Here is a 14388-nt window from a genome sequence, read left to right as displayed (position 1 = left end):
AAATGCTTCCCGTTTCACGGGAGGTTTTCCAAAGGGGGCAGCCGCATGGGCCTGGCCGGGCTCGGCTGCCTCCTTATTCAAATACCGGAATTTGAAACACGCCGGAGTTGTTTTGTAAGGGGTTATTGCGCCAGTCTTTGAATGGCGGCTTTTGCATCCTTTTTATGGTTTTCAAATTCAGCCGCCTCTTTAAAATACTGTAAAGCAGCGTCCGTGTCTTGCGCCTCCCAGGCCGCGTATCCGGCCATAAGCCAGGCGCGGCCTTCCTGCTTTCCTTTTTGTTGGGCCGCCGCGCTGTATGCTTTTGCCGCATCCCCGAATCTGTCCATGCCATATAGAAGATCCGCCTTTAACATCATCAGTTCAGGGTGGTTTTCGTATCCGTCAAACGCCCTTATGGCCTCCAGGGCCTTTTCGGATTTTCCGAGCTGTTGGAGGGCGGATACCAGGCTTTTTAAAACCGACTTGTCCTGATTTTCTTCCAAAAGCGCCTCGTAATAAGGCTCTGCTTTGACAGGCACCCCGGCCTGCAGGGCAAGATCGCCCAAAAGCTTTTTTTCCTGCTCCGAAAGCGGGGTCAGGTAGCTGTAGATCATCATGGCGGTCAATGCCTGGTCATGATCGTTTTGGGATAATGCCGTGTGTGCCAGGGCCTTCCACCATTTGGGCAGGGTGGGGGCCTGCATTGTCAGCTCAAGGGCGTATTTTCCGGCCGTATCCTGCATGTCGAGTTCAAGGTATTGGTGCAAAAGGATTTCCTGCCACTGGATCTGTTTTTCCCCGGTGTATTTTTCAGCCAGAAGCTTTATGTGCGGCAGCGCCTTCCTGTTTTTTCCGGCCTCCAGAAATGCGTACACCAGGTTTTCCCGCCACCCGGGCTTTATCTCATCCGGATGGGCCTTAAGGAGCTTTTCAAAAAGACTCAGCGAGTTGCCGGCGGAACCATCTGCAAGCAGACTCACTGCCGCGTAATAAAGGTATGCGGCTTCTTTTTGATCTTCTGCCGCGTATGCTTTTTCAAAGCTTTGCGCTGCCTTTTCGTATTTTTCCTGCTCGTGGAAGACCCGGGCCAGGTTGACCAGGGCGCCGGCATGTTTCGGGCTGCGCTTTACGGCCTGCTGGTATGCCTGCTTTGCCTTTTCCGGGTTTTCCATAGCATAATGGATGTTTCCGATCATGAAATAGATCTCAGGGTGGTGATATCCTCTGGGATCCGCGGCATCCGGGTCAGGGTCTGTTTTATCCGAGCGGGCCTGAAAATTTTTGAGCTTTTCCAGGGCTTTTTCATAGTTTTCCGCTTCCATCTGCTCATAGGCTTCCGAGAGCACCATCTGTGCCGCAGCAGGCGGCTCAGCGCACAGCCCCGCCCCCGGCCGGATGTATAAAAGCGCCGCGGCGATCAGAACAATACTGCAGAATTTTGATATCGATCCTGACATACGCCCTTTTAGTCCAGTTCAAACCGAATGGTGGTCTCTGCCACGGTTTTTACCTTGGTGCCCCCAACAGTGCCGGGTTTAAACCGCCACCGGGAAACGCAGTTGCGCACCGCCTTGTCAAAAACCCCATCGGGTTCCTGTTCCAGAATGGTCACCTCCCCGACTTTGCCCTGCTTGTCCACCACAAACCGGACCTTTACCCATCCCTCGATGTCTCTGCGCTTGGCCCGCATGGGATAGGTCGGCGGCGTTCGGGAAACCGCGGTAAGCGGCTGGTCAAGTTCCCCGGCTGAGAACCTGTCTTTCGGTGAATACGCCTTCGGCCTGGCCATCTCCGGGACTTCCATGGAGTTCGGCCCTGCCGGCAGCCTGGGATTGATGTCAAAGGGCACGGTCTTTTCCGGCTGCGCGGGTTTTTTCGCGGCAGCCTCCTTTTTCGGTTCCGGCTCTTCTTCCTGCTCTTCTTTTTCTTCTGCCTTGGCCTCTGGTTCAGGTTCCTCCGGCTCCTGCATGCGGATCACGTTTATCCCGGAGGCGATCTTTTTGTAGGTTTTTATTTCAGGATCAGCCTCAAGCAGGTAGGGCACCAGGGCGAAGACCGCCAGGTTCAGAACTGCCGCAGCTGCTGCGGCTATTGCCCATGCCCCGCGTCTTCGCCTGAAAAGCATCCTGAAATAGGAATTATCGGGCTCTTTTCCGCTCATTTACTTCCCGCCCGGAACATCTGCTGCCAGAGATACATTTTCCGCACCCGCCCGTCTGCAGCCATCCATTACCTTTATGGCCGTGCCGGTGCTGCTGGCGCGATCAGCCACCACAACCACGGCTCCATCGGGGTTTTCAGCCAGGGCGCGTTCGATATTGGCCCGCACCGCGCGCACGTCTATTTCCTGATTTTCCATGAAAACCCGGTTGTCCGAATCAATTGCGATAAGAATGGAAGCGTCTTCCTTGCTGACAGCGGTTGTGGCGGTGGGCCGGCTGACGTCAATACCGGTTTCCTTCACAAAACTGGTGGTCACGATGAAAAAGATCAGCAGGATGAAAACCATGTCGATCAGGGGCGCAATATTGAGCTCCCGGGTGGTGCTTTTGTTCCGCCTTGCAGATGTTATGTTTATCATGGAGCGTCTCTTTTCAATTGCGGTTCAGATCCGCTGTTGTTTTTTATTTAAATTTTTATCATTCGAATTTGTTTCGGTATTCGTGCTTCGTATTTCGGATTTTTTCCCGGGATCTCTTCTCATTGCCTCGCACCGGCTTGACCCGGGTATGTTTCTGTATGCAATAAGCCTCGACTATAGTTGTCTTCGCAGGTAGTAGCCGATGACCGCAGTGCGCTGCTTTAATTTCTGCGCCCTGCGGTCTAAAAAACCCTTCATGTACATTCCGGGTATGGCCACCAGCAGCCCGGTCTGGGTTGTGATAAGGGCCTCTGAAATTCCGCCGGCCATGGCCCTGGCATTTCCGGTGCCAAACACGGCGATTACGTCAAAGGTGACGATCATTCCGATAACCGTTCCCAGAAGCCCCATTAGCGGCGCTGATGCGGCCAGGGCGCCGATGGTGGCAAGATGGTCGTCCATGGACCGGTTGATCTTCAATACGGTCTCGTCGAGTATAAACCGATCCAGGACCGGATCACCGCTTCTGCTGCGGATAAACTCAGCCACCAGCACCGAAATGGCCCCCTGGTAGCGGGCCGGATCCGGCATCCGGTTTTCCGATATATGCGCCCAGGCCGTTTTCGAACTCATGTTTTTGCGATAAAGCCGCCTGAAATGCAGGACCCGGTCGATTATCAGCAGCCACATGACAAGGCTTAAAGCCGCCAGCGGAAACATTACGATTCCGCCGCTTTCAAAATACTGATTCATCCGGTATAGGGCTGTGAACAGGTCCTGGATCATTTCTGCCGGTTTTCCCCGCTGTTGTGTTCATGCCCGCCCCGGCTTTTATGGGCTATGTTGACAAGGGCCACCGCATTTTGCTCCATTCCGCCGATTTCTTTTTCCACGGCCCTGTTAAGCCAGGTGTGGGCCATGAGCATGGGTATGGCCACCGCAAGTCCCAGCATGGTGGTGACAAGGGCCTCAGAAATCCCGCCTGACATGATGCGCGGATCACCGGTGCCGTGGGTGGTGATGACGTGGAAAGTGTTGATCATGCCGGTAACTGTGCCCAAAAGCCCCAGAAGCGGCGCAATGGCGGCCAGCATGCCCAGGGTGGACAAAAATCTTTCCATGGGCGGAATTTCTCTTAAGATGGCCTCCTGCAGGGCGTTTTCCATTTCTTCCCTGGGCATGTGGCAGCAGTCAAGGCCCGCGCCGATGACGCGGGCAAGCGGCTTTGTCCCGTGACCGTCGCAGGCCTGCCTGCATTTTTCAAATTTGCCCTGTTTGACCAGTTCTTTAACAGAACGCATGAAACCCTCTGCATCAAATCTTCTGCGCAGCAGAAAAACAGTTCTTTCGACGATGATAAGAAGGCCCAGGCCCAGGAGAAACAGGATCGGCCATACAATGGGGCCGCCCTCGGCGATCTGCTCTGAAAGGCTTAACTCATGGGTCAGCTGGCGCAGGGCGCCTCCACGGGTGATATCCATGGGCACGGCCATGGACTTGCCGTCCATGTAGTCGTTGATTTTTCTTTGCATGCCACCTGAGGGAAGACTGGAAAGGGCAAAGAGCTGCCCGCTGCCGGGGGAATGTTTTAAAAAACCGGTTTCCTGATCCGTTCTGTATGCCGCGGTAAAATTGCCCACGAGCAGGATTTCGGCACGGGTTTGCCCGCCTGAACGATCAATGATGGTGCGGTTTTCAACCCGAACGTTTCCCGAATGCCGGATCTGGCCGTAAAGCAATTCTGACATCAGCCGGATATCTTTCATGCCGGGAAACTTGCGCTCTTCTGCGATGCCTTCAAGAAGTGCCCTGGCCCCGGGCTCCGGCGGGCTCTGGAAACTGTCTTCGGCAAACCCGGCAATATCGTCTGCATTGGCCTTTATTGTGCCCGTGAGTTCATTTACGGTCCTGTCGGTTTCAGCCAGCTCGCTGTCAAGCTCCTTTTCTTTTTCGGAAAGCGCTTCCATGTCGTTTTCCAGGGCAGCGATGTTTTCCTCCTGCCGGCCGATATTTTCCTCCAGCCCGGCAATGGCCTGTTTAAGCGAATCCCTGTTCCGGGTGATTTCCTGCCGGGTTTGCCCGGCTTCTTTTTCAGCTTCCTTTTTTTCCAGTTCCGCCCGCTTTTCCAGGGCCTTTTTTTCCATGCGGGCCTTGATCTGGATTTCGCGCATGTCCTGCTGGGCAGAAACCGGCAGCCCGGAAAAAAGCAGACAGGCGGCTGAAATCAGGATCAACATCTTTTTTTTCATTTTACCACCATCCTTCCCAGCGGCAGGGTGAGCAGTTCGGCCGGCTGCCGTTGGGCGGCGATGTCAATGGCCCCGGCAATATCCTTGTTGTATTTTGCCGGAAGCTTCTCCCAACTGTTTTCAGCCGCGTTAAACCAGCCGCATTCCTCCTGGTCCATGGTCTGGTAAAACAGGCCGGTTCTGCCCAGACGAAAGATATTTGCCCTGAGGCTGCGGCCGTCGACCTCGATATTTTTCTCATATGCCTCGATGGTATTGCCGTATTCAGCCTCCACCAGCAATGCCTCCATGACCCTGCGGTATTTTTCGCTCACTGATTTGCCGGGATCTGCAGTCAATTCCCGGATCCGCTCCAGTCTTTTTTCCCGCTCCGCTGCAAGAAAGGGCAGATCGTTTTCAACCACCTCTTCGAGCCTGTCTGCCATCTGCATCACAAAGGGTTCGATCTCTTTGGTGATCTGTTCTATGTCGGCGAGCTTTTTTTCCTTACCGGCAATCCGCTTTTCAGCAGCCGCCTTTTTTTTCTCCAAAAGCGCCTGCTTTTTTTCCAGCCGTGTTTTTTTGTCCTGAAGCCGGTCATAAGCAGCGGCAAGCTCCTGTTTTTCCTCCTGCCACTGTTCGCGTTCTTTCTGGGTCTGCTTGCGGATCTCCACTGACTCGGAAACGGTGCGGCGCACCTTTTCTCCCGTCTCTCCTTGCTCCGCGGTTTGCCCCGGGCCAATACGGACAAGAAACAGTGCCAGGAAAACGCCCGTCAGTATCGCCGTGAATTTCAATTTCATATTCAAGCTCCTGATCCCGTAATTTTATATTTTCAAATATGATGGCAAAGTAAAAAGCCCGATATCTGCGCTGCATCCCTGCAGCACACAAAAAAAAGCCACAAAGGCAGATACAGGTCTTTTCTCCTGTTTCAGCCTTCGTGGCTTTTGTGTGCGGTCCTGCATTCGTGCACGCCTTGGGCCTGCACAAATGATGCTGTTTTTAAAAAACGCTTTATGGAAATGCTTCTGATTTCCGATTGCTTTATGCTGATATGCATAGTCAAAAGTTTCCGCTGCTGTCAACAGAAATTTCTTCAGGCCGCATTGGCCCAATAAAAAATCCCGGATCGCCTAAACGATCCGGGATTTCCCTTTTTTATCCGCAGATTCATTCCGGGGCATAACCCTGCCAGCGTAGCCAAACCCCTTGCATCTGTTCAGGCAGGTCTTCTGACTCACGGATCAATCTACTGACTGCCCCTTCCCGATCTTATTGACCAGTGGCATTGTGCAGCTTTCGTCCCCGTTTACAGCGGCGGGCCCGTCCCCGATTCACACGGGGTTCCCTGTTAGGCTTCGTTAAAAGCACCCGGACAGATCAAATTTTAAGTATATGTTTATAATAATGCAAAAAGCGCCTTGTCAAGGGGAATCGTTTCCCTGTCAATGATCTTCACATATGCATAAAAATTTTCCCTTTCCATCCCTTTGATCGTCTCCTCTGCCATAGCCGCGCCCGTGGGCTCCTGGTTAAATGTCAACATCGCCACGGGACCCTTTCTTATCATCATGGCGGCAGTGCTGGCTGCAGCCGGTCTTCGCATGCTGTTTTCCCCGTCCGGGCAGGAAGGGGGAAGCAATCTTGCGCCGTGGAAAAAAAATGGCCGGCGGCGACCTGGCAGGCGGGGTCGCCGGGCTGCAAAAAGCCCTTGAACAGATCGACCGGCCGGCCGGCTACGAATTTGCCTTTGGCGGAAACGCGAAAATGATGGCGGACATGAAGGACACGGTGTTTTCCGTGCTCGGCTTTGCCCTGTTTTTTTCCTTTATCGTGCTGACCGTGCAGTTTAACCATCCGCCTGCCGGCGCTGATTCTCGCCTGCGTGCCGGTCTGCCTGGCCGGGTCGGTGTTTGCCATGCACGCCGCAGGCCTGCCCCTGGGGGCCACGGTGATCATCGGCGTGCTGGTGGTTGTTGCCGCTACGGTAAACGACGGGGTGCTGCTGGTGACCTATGCCAACGAACTCCGTAACCGGCAGACCCCGGACCCCGGGGCCGCGGTGACCCAGGCGGCCAGAATCCGACTGAAGCCCAGGATCATGACATCCGTAACCACCATGATGGGATTTGTTCCCCTGGCCGCCAACATGGACGAAGGCGGCGACATGCTCCAGCCAATGGCAGTGGCCGCCATCGGGGGACTGGGCATGGAAATTCTGGTTGCCCTGTTTCTGATGCCGTGCATGTATGTGATCGCAGGCAAGCCCAGGCATGGATAAAAACTAACTAGTGCCCGAACGAAAACCAGGATTTTTCGTCAAGGTCAAGGACGGCGAAAATTTTAACCGCAGGAATACTCGACGTATTTTGAGGATTAAAATTTGAGCCGGACGCAGAGATTGGCGAAAAAGACGGTTTTCGTTCAGGCACTAACTAGTGATTCTGCTGCCAGACCTCGATCCGGTGGCCTTCCGGGTCGTAAAAATAAAACACCCGTGCGCCCCAGGGATGATCCCGGATATGGGTGGGCGCAAGGCCGGATTCATTCATGTCCGCCCAGACCGGTTCAATTTCTTCGACTTCCAGGGCCAGGGTGATGCCGGCGCCGCCGCAGCTTTTGACCGAGGCGCGGCTTTGGTCGGCAATGCTGATTCTTGCACCGGCGGTCAAGCAGAACTCCACAAACCAGTCGTTTGCGAAATTAACCCGCAGGCCGAGCCGGTCTTTGTAAAACACAACGGTCTGCTGCCAGTTTTTGCAATAAAGGATTGTGTTTGCGGTTTTCAGAGCCTGCTCCATTATACACCCGCTTCCTGTATTCTGATCTTCAAACCTGACCTTTTGTTTAGCAGATTGCAAACAATATCATATTTGTGATCCAAAATAAAAGAAGGGCTGCTTACATCGGGCATTAGGGAAACTCGAGGACATCCACGGCGTGAAGGAGGGATCGCACAAAAGAGGCACCGGGGAAAAACCCTTTGACCGGATCCGGGAAAGGGACAAGACAATAAAGACATCCCCAAAGCCCGGGGTTCCGATCTTTTTCATTTTCACTCCTGCTGCATTCGGCGTTTTTCGGCTTGCCTGCGGGACATGTAATCGCTCAGCGCCTCCTGCAGCGCTGCAGCAGCAAGCCGGGCACAATGATGCTCGTCTTCAGGCAATCGGCCAATGGCGTTTAAAACCGACTCTCCGGTAATATCGATGAGCTGCTCCGGATCTTTTCCCATGGCCAGTTCTGCTGCAAAAGATCCGCAAATGGAACTTGAGGCACATCCGTCAGTCAGATAGGATGCTGCGGTGACAATATCATTTCCAAATTTAAGATAAATTTCAATTGAATCACCGCATTCGCCGGTAACGCGGGCCCACCCGTCGGGAAAAGCCATGCCGCCGTTAAACCTTGGGTTCTGCCAGCGGTCAAACCCCTTTTCCCCGTAGGCCGCCCTGGCCTCATCAAAAATCTGCGCCTGGAGATCATTTACAAAACGATCAAAATTATCCATGGGTAATTCTCCCTGCCTATGGCGCCTTCCACGGCCCCCTTAAAATAGATATTTTTGATTTCCATAGTTTTGAGCATATGCTTACCACCATGCCGGTGCAATGTCAAGGACCCGCATTGCGCCTGCCGCAGACGCGTACAGGGATAAATTACCCGGTTAATGGGATACATGATCGGCCATGGCATATCCGGGCCTGTTTCTGTATAAGGCTGCTAATAGACGGTTTTCACTCGGATTTTTCAGCATCCGGCCGCGGTTTCGCCTGCTTTACGAAATTGTTGTAATAATGCCAGCCCCCGCCCAGTGCCTTGTAGAGACGGGCCAGGTCAGAGGCCACCTGCCCTTTGGACAGGATTCGCTCGTCTTCGAGTTCCAGCAGGGAACGCTGGGCGTCGAGCACGTTATAAAAATCCGCAAGCCCGGCTTTGTACCGGTCCCGGGCGAGAAACTCGGTGCGCCGGGCCGCTTCAACCGCCTTTTCCAGGGAGGTCTGCCGCATCTGCTCCCTGGCATAGGCGGTCAGGGTGTCCTCGATTTCCTGCCGGGCGTTTAGCACCGCGGACTCATAGGCAATCAGGGCCTGCTTCTGCTTTTCTGTCTGCAAATCAATGTTTAGCCGAAGGGCCCGGCCGTGGAAAATATTCCAAGACACCCCCGGCCCGACATTCCAGAACCGGCTTCCGGCATCCCAAAAATCGCTGCCCGAATCCAGGGCCTCCAGCCCGATGGTTCCAAACAGGCGGAACTTTGGATACAATTCCGCAGTGGCCGCGCCGATCCGGGCGGTCTGGGCCGCCACCTGCCTTTCGGCCTGCCGGATATCGGGCCGGCGGCGCATGGCATCGGCTGGAATTCCCACCGCCACATGTTCCGGAACCGCGGGAACCGACCGCTTTGGCGAAAGCTTTTCATCCAGGGCGCCCGGCGCCTGACCCAGCAGCACGGCCAGCCGGTTTTTGGCTGCGGTCAGCCCGCTTTCCAGCCTTGATATCACAGCACGGCTGCTTTCCAGATTCCTGAGCGCCTGCTGCACGGCCAGTTCATCCACCAGCCCGGACTCATGCCGGGAATTGTTTAATGCGTACGTTTTTTTCTGGATTTCAATATTGGTTCGTGTGACATCAAGCCGTTGCTGGTAGGTCCGGACCTCGATATAAGTTACGGCCACTTCAGCCATCAGGCTTGTGAGCACATCCTGCAGATCCGCCCGGCTGGCCTCGACTTCGGCCTGGGCGGCCTGAACCGAACGCCGGATTCCGCCAAAAAGATCCAGTTCCCAGGAAGCATCAAAGCCGGCCTTGTAATAATCTGTTTCCTCTCCGGCATAACTCGTGGGCATGGCCTCGCTGCCCCGCTGCCGCTGCACCTGCCCGCTGCCGTCCATGCCCGGATACAGGTCAGATCGGCTGACACCCCTTCTGATCCGGGCCTGGCGAAGCCGGGAAAGGGCGGTCCGGATTTCCAGATTGCCCTCCACTGCCTTTTGTTCCAGCTCACTTAACACCGGATCACCAAATACGTCCCACCATTGAGACAGGGTATCGGATTCCGGCCGGGTGGCCGCCAGGCCCTTTTCCATACGGGCCTCCCAGTTTTCCGGGGATTCGGGCGCCACCTGTTTGTAATCCGGTCCCACCATGGCACAGCCTGCGGCAATCACCGGAATCAATACCATCAGGCAAAACAGCCGGCGCAAATTTTTCAGCCCTCTATGGCCATAGTCATCTTTGGTGCGTGAATTCATACAAAAACCTCTTATCGGTTCAATCGCGTTGATCTGCACAATTTTCCTCAACTGTCTTTCCGGTTCTGCCATTTTTCCCCCAGCCGCTGAAACAGGTAGTAGAGTGTGGGAATAATGAGAATGCCCAGGGTGGTGGCCGCGATCATCCCGGAGAACACAACAGTGCCGATATGCCTGCGGCTGGCCGCCCCGGCCCCCGAGGCAACCACCAGCGGGGCCACGCCCAAGATAAATGTCAGGGCGGTCATGAGCACCGGCCGGAAACGAATGGCCGCGCCGTCAATGGCCGCCTGGTAGGCCGAAGCGCCCTGGTTCTTTCGGTCCCTGGCAAACTCCACGATCAAAATGGCATTTTTGGCAGCCAGGCCCACAAGCAGCACCATGCCGATCTGGGCGTAGATGGACATGGGATACGAGGCAATCCACAGCCCCACAAAGGCCCCGAGCGAGGCCACAATCACCGAAAGAATGATGGAAACCGGCAGATTCCACGACTCATACAGGGCCGCCAGAAACAGGTAGGCAAAAACAAGGGCCAGGGCAAACAAAAAACCCACGGTGCCGCTGGCCTTTTGCTCCTGGTAAGACATGGTGGACCATTGAAATGAATAGCCTTCGGGCAGGTTATCCCGGGCCAGCCGCTCCATTGCCGCCATGGCCTGGCCGGATGAATAGCCGGCCGCGGGCTCGCCTTTTATGGCGGCACTGGAAAACTGATTATAACGGTTGATCACCCTGGCCCCGAGCACCGTGGACATGCCGATCAGATTTTCCACCGGCACTTGTTTGCCCTTGCTGCTGGTCACATACAGATCCCGGATATCTTCCATGCCGGCCCTGTAGGCGGCCTGGGACCGGACCTTGACCTGATAGGTCCGTCCGTAGAGGTTAAAATCATTGACATAGCTGGAGCCCAGCTGCTGGCTGAGAGTTGAAAACAGCCAGCTTACCGGTACGCCCAGCTCCTCCATCCGGGTCCGGTCCAGGTCCAGATGGATCTGGGGCGTATCTGCAGAAAAGGTGGTATACACCCGGGAAAGGGCGGGCTCCTGGTTGGCCGCGGCCGCCAGGCCCATGGCCACCGAGGCCAGTTCCCGGGGGGACTGGTCCCGGGTGGCCTGAAGCCGGAAGTCAAACCCTCCCGTGGTGCCCAGGCCCTGAATCGGCGGTGGCACAAACGGGCGGATGTTGGCGGTGGTAACCGAGTTGAGCGCCATGGCCGCCTTGCGCACAAGTGCGTTAATATGCAGCTCCGGCGTTCTTCGTTCTTCCCAGGGATCCAGATCGGCAATCACAAAGGCCACATTTTCCGCCTTGCCGCTGAGCAGGCTGAATCCGTTGACGGCAATGGCATACTCAATTCCCTCCATATCCAGAAGCTTGTCTGTGATCCTGGCAGTGACCTTGTCTGTGCGTCCGACAGTGGCGCCTTCGGGCAGTTCCACATCAATGAGAAATCCGCCCTTGTCCTCCTGGGGCAGAAACGCGCCCGGAATATGCCCGGAAAACAGCCAGGCCCCTGCACATACCATCAAAAACAACACAATGCCAACCGCCAGGTGCCGGACAAGCCAGCCCACAACCCAGGTATAGGCAAACCGGCCCCGGGCCAGAGATGCGTTAAACCAGCCAAATGGGCCGCGCGTATGCGGCTTTGGGGGTTTTAGCAAAACGCTGCAAAGCGCGGGGCTCAATGTCAGCGCACAGATTGCCGAAATCACTACAGAAACGCACAGTGTAATGCCGAACTGCTTGTAAAGAAGACCGGTAATGCCCGGCATAAAAGCCACGGGCACGAATATGGCCAGAAGAACCAGGGTGATGGCGATAATCGGAGCGGTTACCTGGGACATGGCCTTAAAGGTCGCCTCGTTGGCCCCGAGATTTTCCTCCTCCATGATGCGATGGACATTTTCCACCACCACGATGGCATCGTCGACCACCAGACCGATGGCCAGGATCAGGGCAAACAGGGAAATGGTATTGAGGTTAAAGCCCATGGCCAGCAGCACGGCAAATGTGCCGATAATGGAAACCGGCACGGCTGCAGCAGGTATGAGTGTGGCCCGGACATTTTGCAGAAAAACAAAGATCACCAGCACCACCAGCAAAAAGGTCAGCCCCAGGGTAAAAACAATCTCCTTGATGGTTTCAGACACGTACTGGGTTGTGTCATAGGGGATGACATAGTCCAGGCCCTCGGGCATGCTCTGCGCCCGGCGTTTGAGCTCGGCTTTGACCTCGCCCATGGTTTCAATGGCATTGGCGTCCGAAGACCTGTAGAGCGCCACGTTGATGGCCGCGTTGTTGTTGAACTTGCCGGCTGCGCTGTAATCCTTGCTGCCCAGTTCCACTTCGGCTACATCTTTGAGCCGGACCAGGCCGCCTTTTTCATTGCTCCGGACAACGATGTTTTCAAATTCCTCAACATCCTGAAGCCGGCCCCGGGCATTAAGGGTATACTGCATGTCCTGGCCGGCAACAGCAGGGGCGGTGCCCACCGAACCCAGGGTTGCCTGGATATTCTGCTGGCGGATGGCGGCAATCAATTCATCCGGGCTCATCCCAAGGGAAGAGAGCTTGTCCGGATCCATCCAGATGCGCATACTGTATTCAGACTCGCCGAAAATATATACGTCGCTGACCCCGTCGACCCGCTGCAGGGCATCCTTGATGGTCCGGCTCACGTAATTGCTGATAAAAAGGCGATCACGGGTCCCCTGAGGAGAAATAAAGGCAATCATGCCCAGCATGTCCGAGGACCGGCGCCGCACATCAATGCCCTGATCCAGAACTCCCTGGGGAAGCCGGGATTCGGCAAGCTGAAGGCGGTTTTGCACATTGACCTGGTCGATATCCGGATCTGAGTCCACGTCAAAGGTGATTTCCAGGGAATAGCGGCCGTCATTGCTGCAGTCCGATTCCATGTAGAGCATGTCTTCGACCCCGTTCATCTCCTGCTCAATCGGGGCGGCCACCGTATCCTTGACCACCTGGGCGCTGGCGCCGGGATACACGGCGCTTACCCGGATGACCGGAGGCGTGATCGAGGGATATTCAGCCACGGGCAGGGCAAATACCGCGATGAGTCCGGCCAAGGTGATCACAATGGAGATGACCATGGCCAGCCTGGGCCGCTGGATAAATATATTGGAAAACATATCCTAAAAGTCCTCTTTTTCATCAGCCCGGGTCTTGACGCGGATTCCGGGCGATACCTTCTGAATCCCCTCAACAATCACGGCCTCCCCCTGGGTGAGTCCGGATTGGACAATCACCTTGTTGCCAATGACCGGACCGGTTCCAATGCTGCGTTTTTCAACCTCGGAGTTTTGATTCACAACAAAAACAAAGCGGCCGTCCCGGTCCTGCTGCACTGCCCGCTGCAAAACCGCGGGCTGCATATTCGGCTGATCCGGCTGTACAAAAACATTGACATACCGGCCCGGCACCAGTTGTCCTTCCGGATTTTCAAACCGGGCCCGGACCGCGATGGTGCCGGTGTCTGGATCCATCCGGTTGTCAATAAATTCAATTTTTCCTTCATGGGCATAATCGACTTTTTTGCCCGGAAACCGGAGCCGCACGGTCAGGGCTTTTCCGTCCGACTCTGCGGTTGTATCCGGATCCGCATGATGGAGCATGTCCATGTTTGATTCATTCATGGAAAACACCACCCGTATGGGATCCATTCGGACAATTTCCGCCAGCGGCCCTGAAGAAGGGCCCACCAGGTCTCCTTGTTTGTAAAAACTCTGGCCGACCCGGCCCTTTATGGGCGCTTCAATTGTGGTATAATCCAGATCTATCTCTGCCAGCGCCAGGCCAGCCTCAGCCTCCTGCAGGCGGCCCCTGGCCAGATCCCTGGCTGCCCGCGCATCGTCTAAATCGGTTTTGGAAACGCTTTCAGGCCGGGCCGACTGCAGACGGCCAAGCCGGGTCCGGGCCTTATACAAATTCGCCTCGGCCTGGACCACCCCGGCTTTGGCTGAATCAACCCGGGCCTGATACGGCCCCTGTTCGATCACGTACAAAAGCTGCCCCTTGCCGACAACAGCACCTTCCTGAAAATTGACCTTTTCCAGGTAGCCCTCCACCCGGGCCCGAAGATCAATGGATACAATGGCCTCCACATGGCCCACATATTTTTCCGGCTGCCGGGCGTTTTCCAGGCCCACGGCCGCCACCTGCACCAGGGGCGGCGGGCCTTGCTGCCCCTGGTCTTCCGGGGCGGCCGAGCCGGAGACCGGAACCATCATCAAAGAAAAAATCAGAATCCACAAATACGCTTTCATGTGCTGTATCCTTTCTGGTACGGGTATATAATCATTAAAAACAA

Annotated in this window: 14 protein-coding genes and 1 riboswitch; of the genes, 1 reads left to right on the top strand and 13 read right to left on the bottom strand. The window is 55.4% G+C overall.

Annotated features, from left to right (window positions below; translation table 11 throughout):
- Positions 1-122 precede the first annotated feature (122 nt).
- From R6U41_RS04680 to R6U41_RS04645, 8 genes are all read right to left on the bottom strand, one after another.
- Entirely contained in the window at positions 123-1439 is a 1317-nt protein-coding gene (locus tag R6U41_RS04680; RefSeq protein WP_410268677.1) for a tetratricopeptide repeat protein, read from the bottom strand.
- 8 nt (positions 1440-1447) lie between these two features.
- Complete coding sequence (locus R6U41_RS04675) at positions 1448-2143, bottom strand: energy transducer TonB (protein ID WP_410268676.1); 696 nt, start codon at positions 2141-2143, stop codon at positions 1448-1450.
- Entirely contained in the window at positions 2144-2563 is a 420-nt protein-coding gene (locus tag R6U41_RS04670) for an ExbD/TolR family protein (RefSeq protein WP_410268675.1), read from the bottom strand.
- A 174-nt stretch (positions 2564-2737) separates the two neighbouring features.
- Positions 2738-3349 carry a MotA/TolQ/ExbB proton channel family protein gene (locus R6U41_RS04665; RefSeq protein WP_410268674.1) on the bottom strand — a complete coding sequence of 204 codons (612 nt, stop codon included), beginning with the start codon at positions 3347-3349 and terminating at the stop codon, positions 2738-2740.
- Positions 3346-4812 (bottom strand): MotA/TolQ/ExbB proton channel family protein, encoded by a 1467-nt coding sequence (locus tag R6U41_RS04660; protein WP_410268673.1) that lies wholly within the window; start codon positions 4810-4812, stop codon positions 3346-3348. The genes R6U41_RS04665 and R6U41_RS04660 overlap by 4 nt, the downstream gene beginning before the upstream one ends.
- A complete protein-coding gene (locus tag R6U41_RS04655) occupies positions 4809-5594 on the bottom strand; it encodes a DUF3450 domain-containing protein (protein WP_410268672.1) in 786 nt (261 codons plus the stop codon). Before R6U41_RS04655 ends, R6U41_RS04660 begins: the two co-directional genes overlap by 4 nt.
- Before the next feature lie 24 nt (positions 5595-5618).
- Positions 5619-5879, bottom strand: a complete 261-nt coding sequence (locus R6U41_RS04650; RefSeq protein WP_410268671.1) for a hypothetical protein — start codon at positions 5877-5879, stop codon at positions 5619-5621.
- Positions 5880-5998: 119 nt separating this feature from the next.
- A riboswitch (cobalamin riboswitch) is annotated at positions 5999-6184 on the bottom strand.
- 179 nt (positions 6185-6363) lie between these two features.
- A complete protein-coding gene (locus R6U41_RS04645) occupies positions 6364-6714 on the bottom strand; it encodes a hypothetical protein (protein ID WP_410268670.1) in 351 nt (116 codons plus the stop codon).
- Between R6U41_RS04645 and R6U41_RS04640 the strand changes: the two genes are divergently transcribed.
- Positions 6680-7075 carry an efflux RND transporter permease subunit gene (locus R6U41_RS04640; RefSeq protein WP_410268669.1) on the top strand — a complete coding sequence of 132 codons (396 nt, stop codon included), beginning with the start codon at positions 6680-6682 and terminating at the stop codon, positions 7073-7075. The genes R6U41_RS04645 and R6U41_RS04640 overlap by 35 nt on opposite strands.
- A 154-nt stretch (positions 7076-7229) precedes the next feature.
- On the opposite strand, the gene R6U41_RS04635 is transcribed toward R6U41_RS04640, so the two are convergent.
- From R6U41_RS04635 to R6U41_RS04615, 5 genes are all read right to left on the bottom strand, one after another.
- Positions 7230-7595 carry a VOC family protein gene (locus R6U41_RS04635; RefSeq protein ID WP_410268668.1) on the bottom strand — a complete coding sequence of 122 codons (366 nt, stop codon included), beginning with the start codon at positions 7593-7595 and terminating at the stop codon, positions 7230-7232.
- A 254-nt stretch (positions 7596-7849) separates the two neighbouring features.
- A complete protein-coding gene (locus R6U41_RS04630; protein WP_410268667.1) occupies positions 7850-8305 on the bottom strand; it encodes an iron-sulfur cluster assembly scaffold protein in 456 nt (151 codons plus the stop codon).
- A 226-nt stretch (positions 8306-8531) separates the two neighbouring features.
- Positions 8532-10049, bottom strand: a complete 1518-nt coding sequence (locus tag R6U41_RS04625) for an efflux transporter outer membrane subunit (protein WP_410268666.1) — start codon at positions 10047-10049, stop codon at positions 8532-8534.
- Positions 10050-10096: 47 nt separating this feature from the next.
- Positions 10097-13210, bottom strand: coding sequence for an efflux RND transporter permease subunit (locus R6U41_RS04620; protein ID WP_410268665.1), 3114 nt, complete (start codon positions 13208-13210; stop codon positions 10097-10099).
- Positions 13211-13213: 3 nt separating this feature from the next.
- Positions 13214-14344 carry an efflux RND transporter periplasmic adaptor subunit gene (locus R6U41_RS04615; RefSeq protein WP_410268664.1) on the bottom strand — a complete coding sequence of 377 codons (1131 nt, stop codon included), beginning with the start codon at positions 14342-14344 and terminating at the stop codon, positions 13214-13216.
- Between the last annotated feature and the right edge of the window lie 44 nt (positions 14345-14388).

Source organism: Desulfosalsimonas sp. (assembly GCF_046483245.1).
Classification (GTDB): domain Bacteria; phylum Desulfobacterota; class Desulfobacteria; order Desulfobacterales; family Desulfosalsimonadaceae; genus Desulfosalsimonas.
This window is presented reverse-complemented; position numbering and strand designations above follow the sequence as displayed.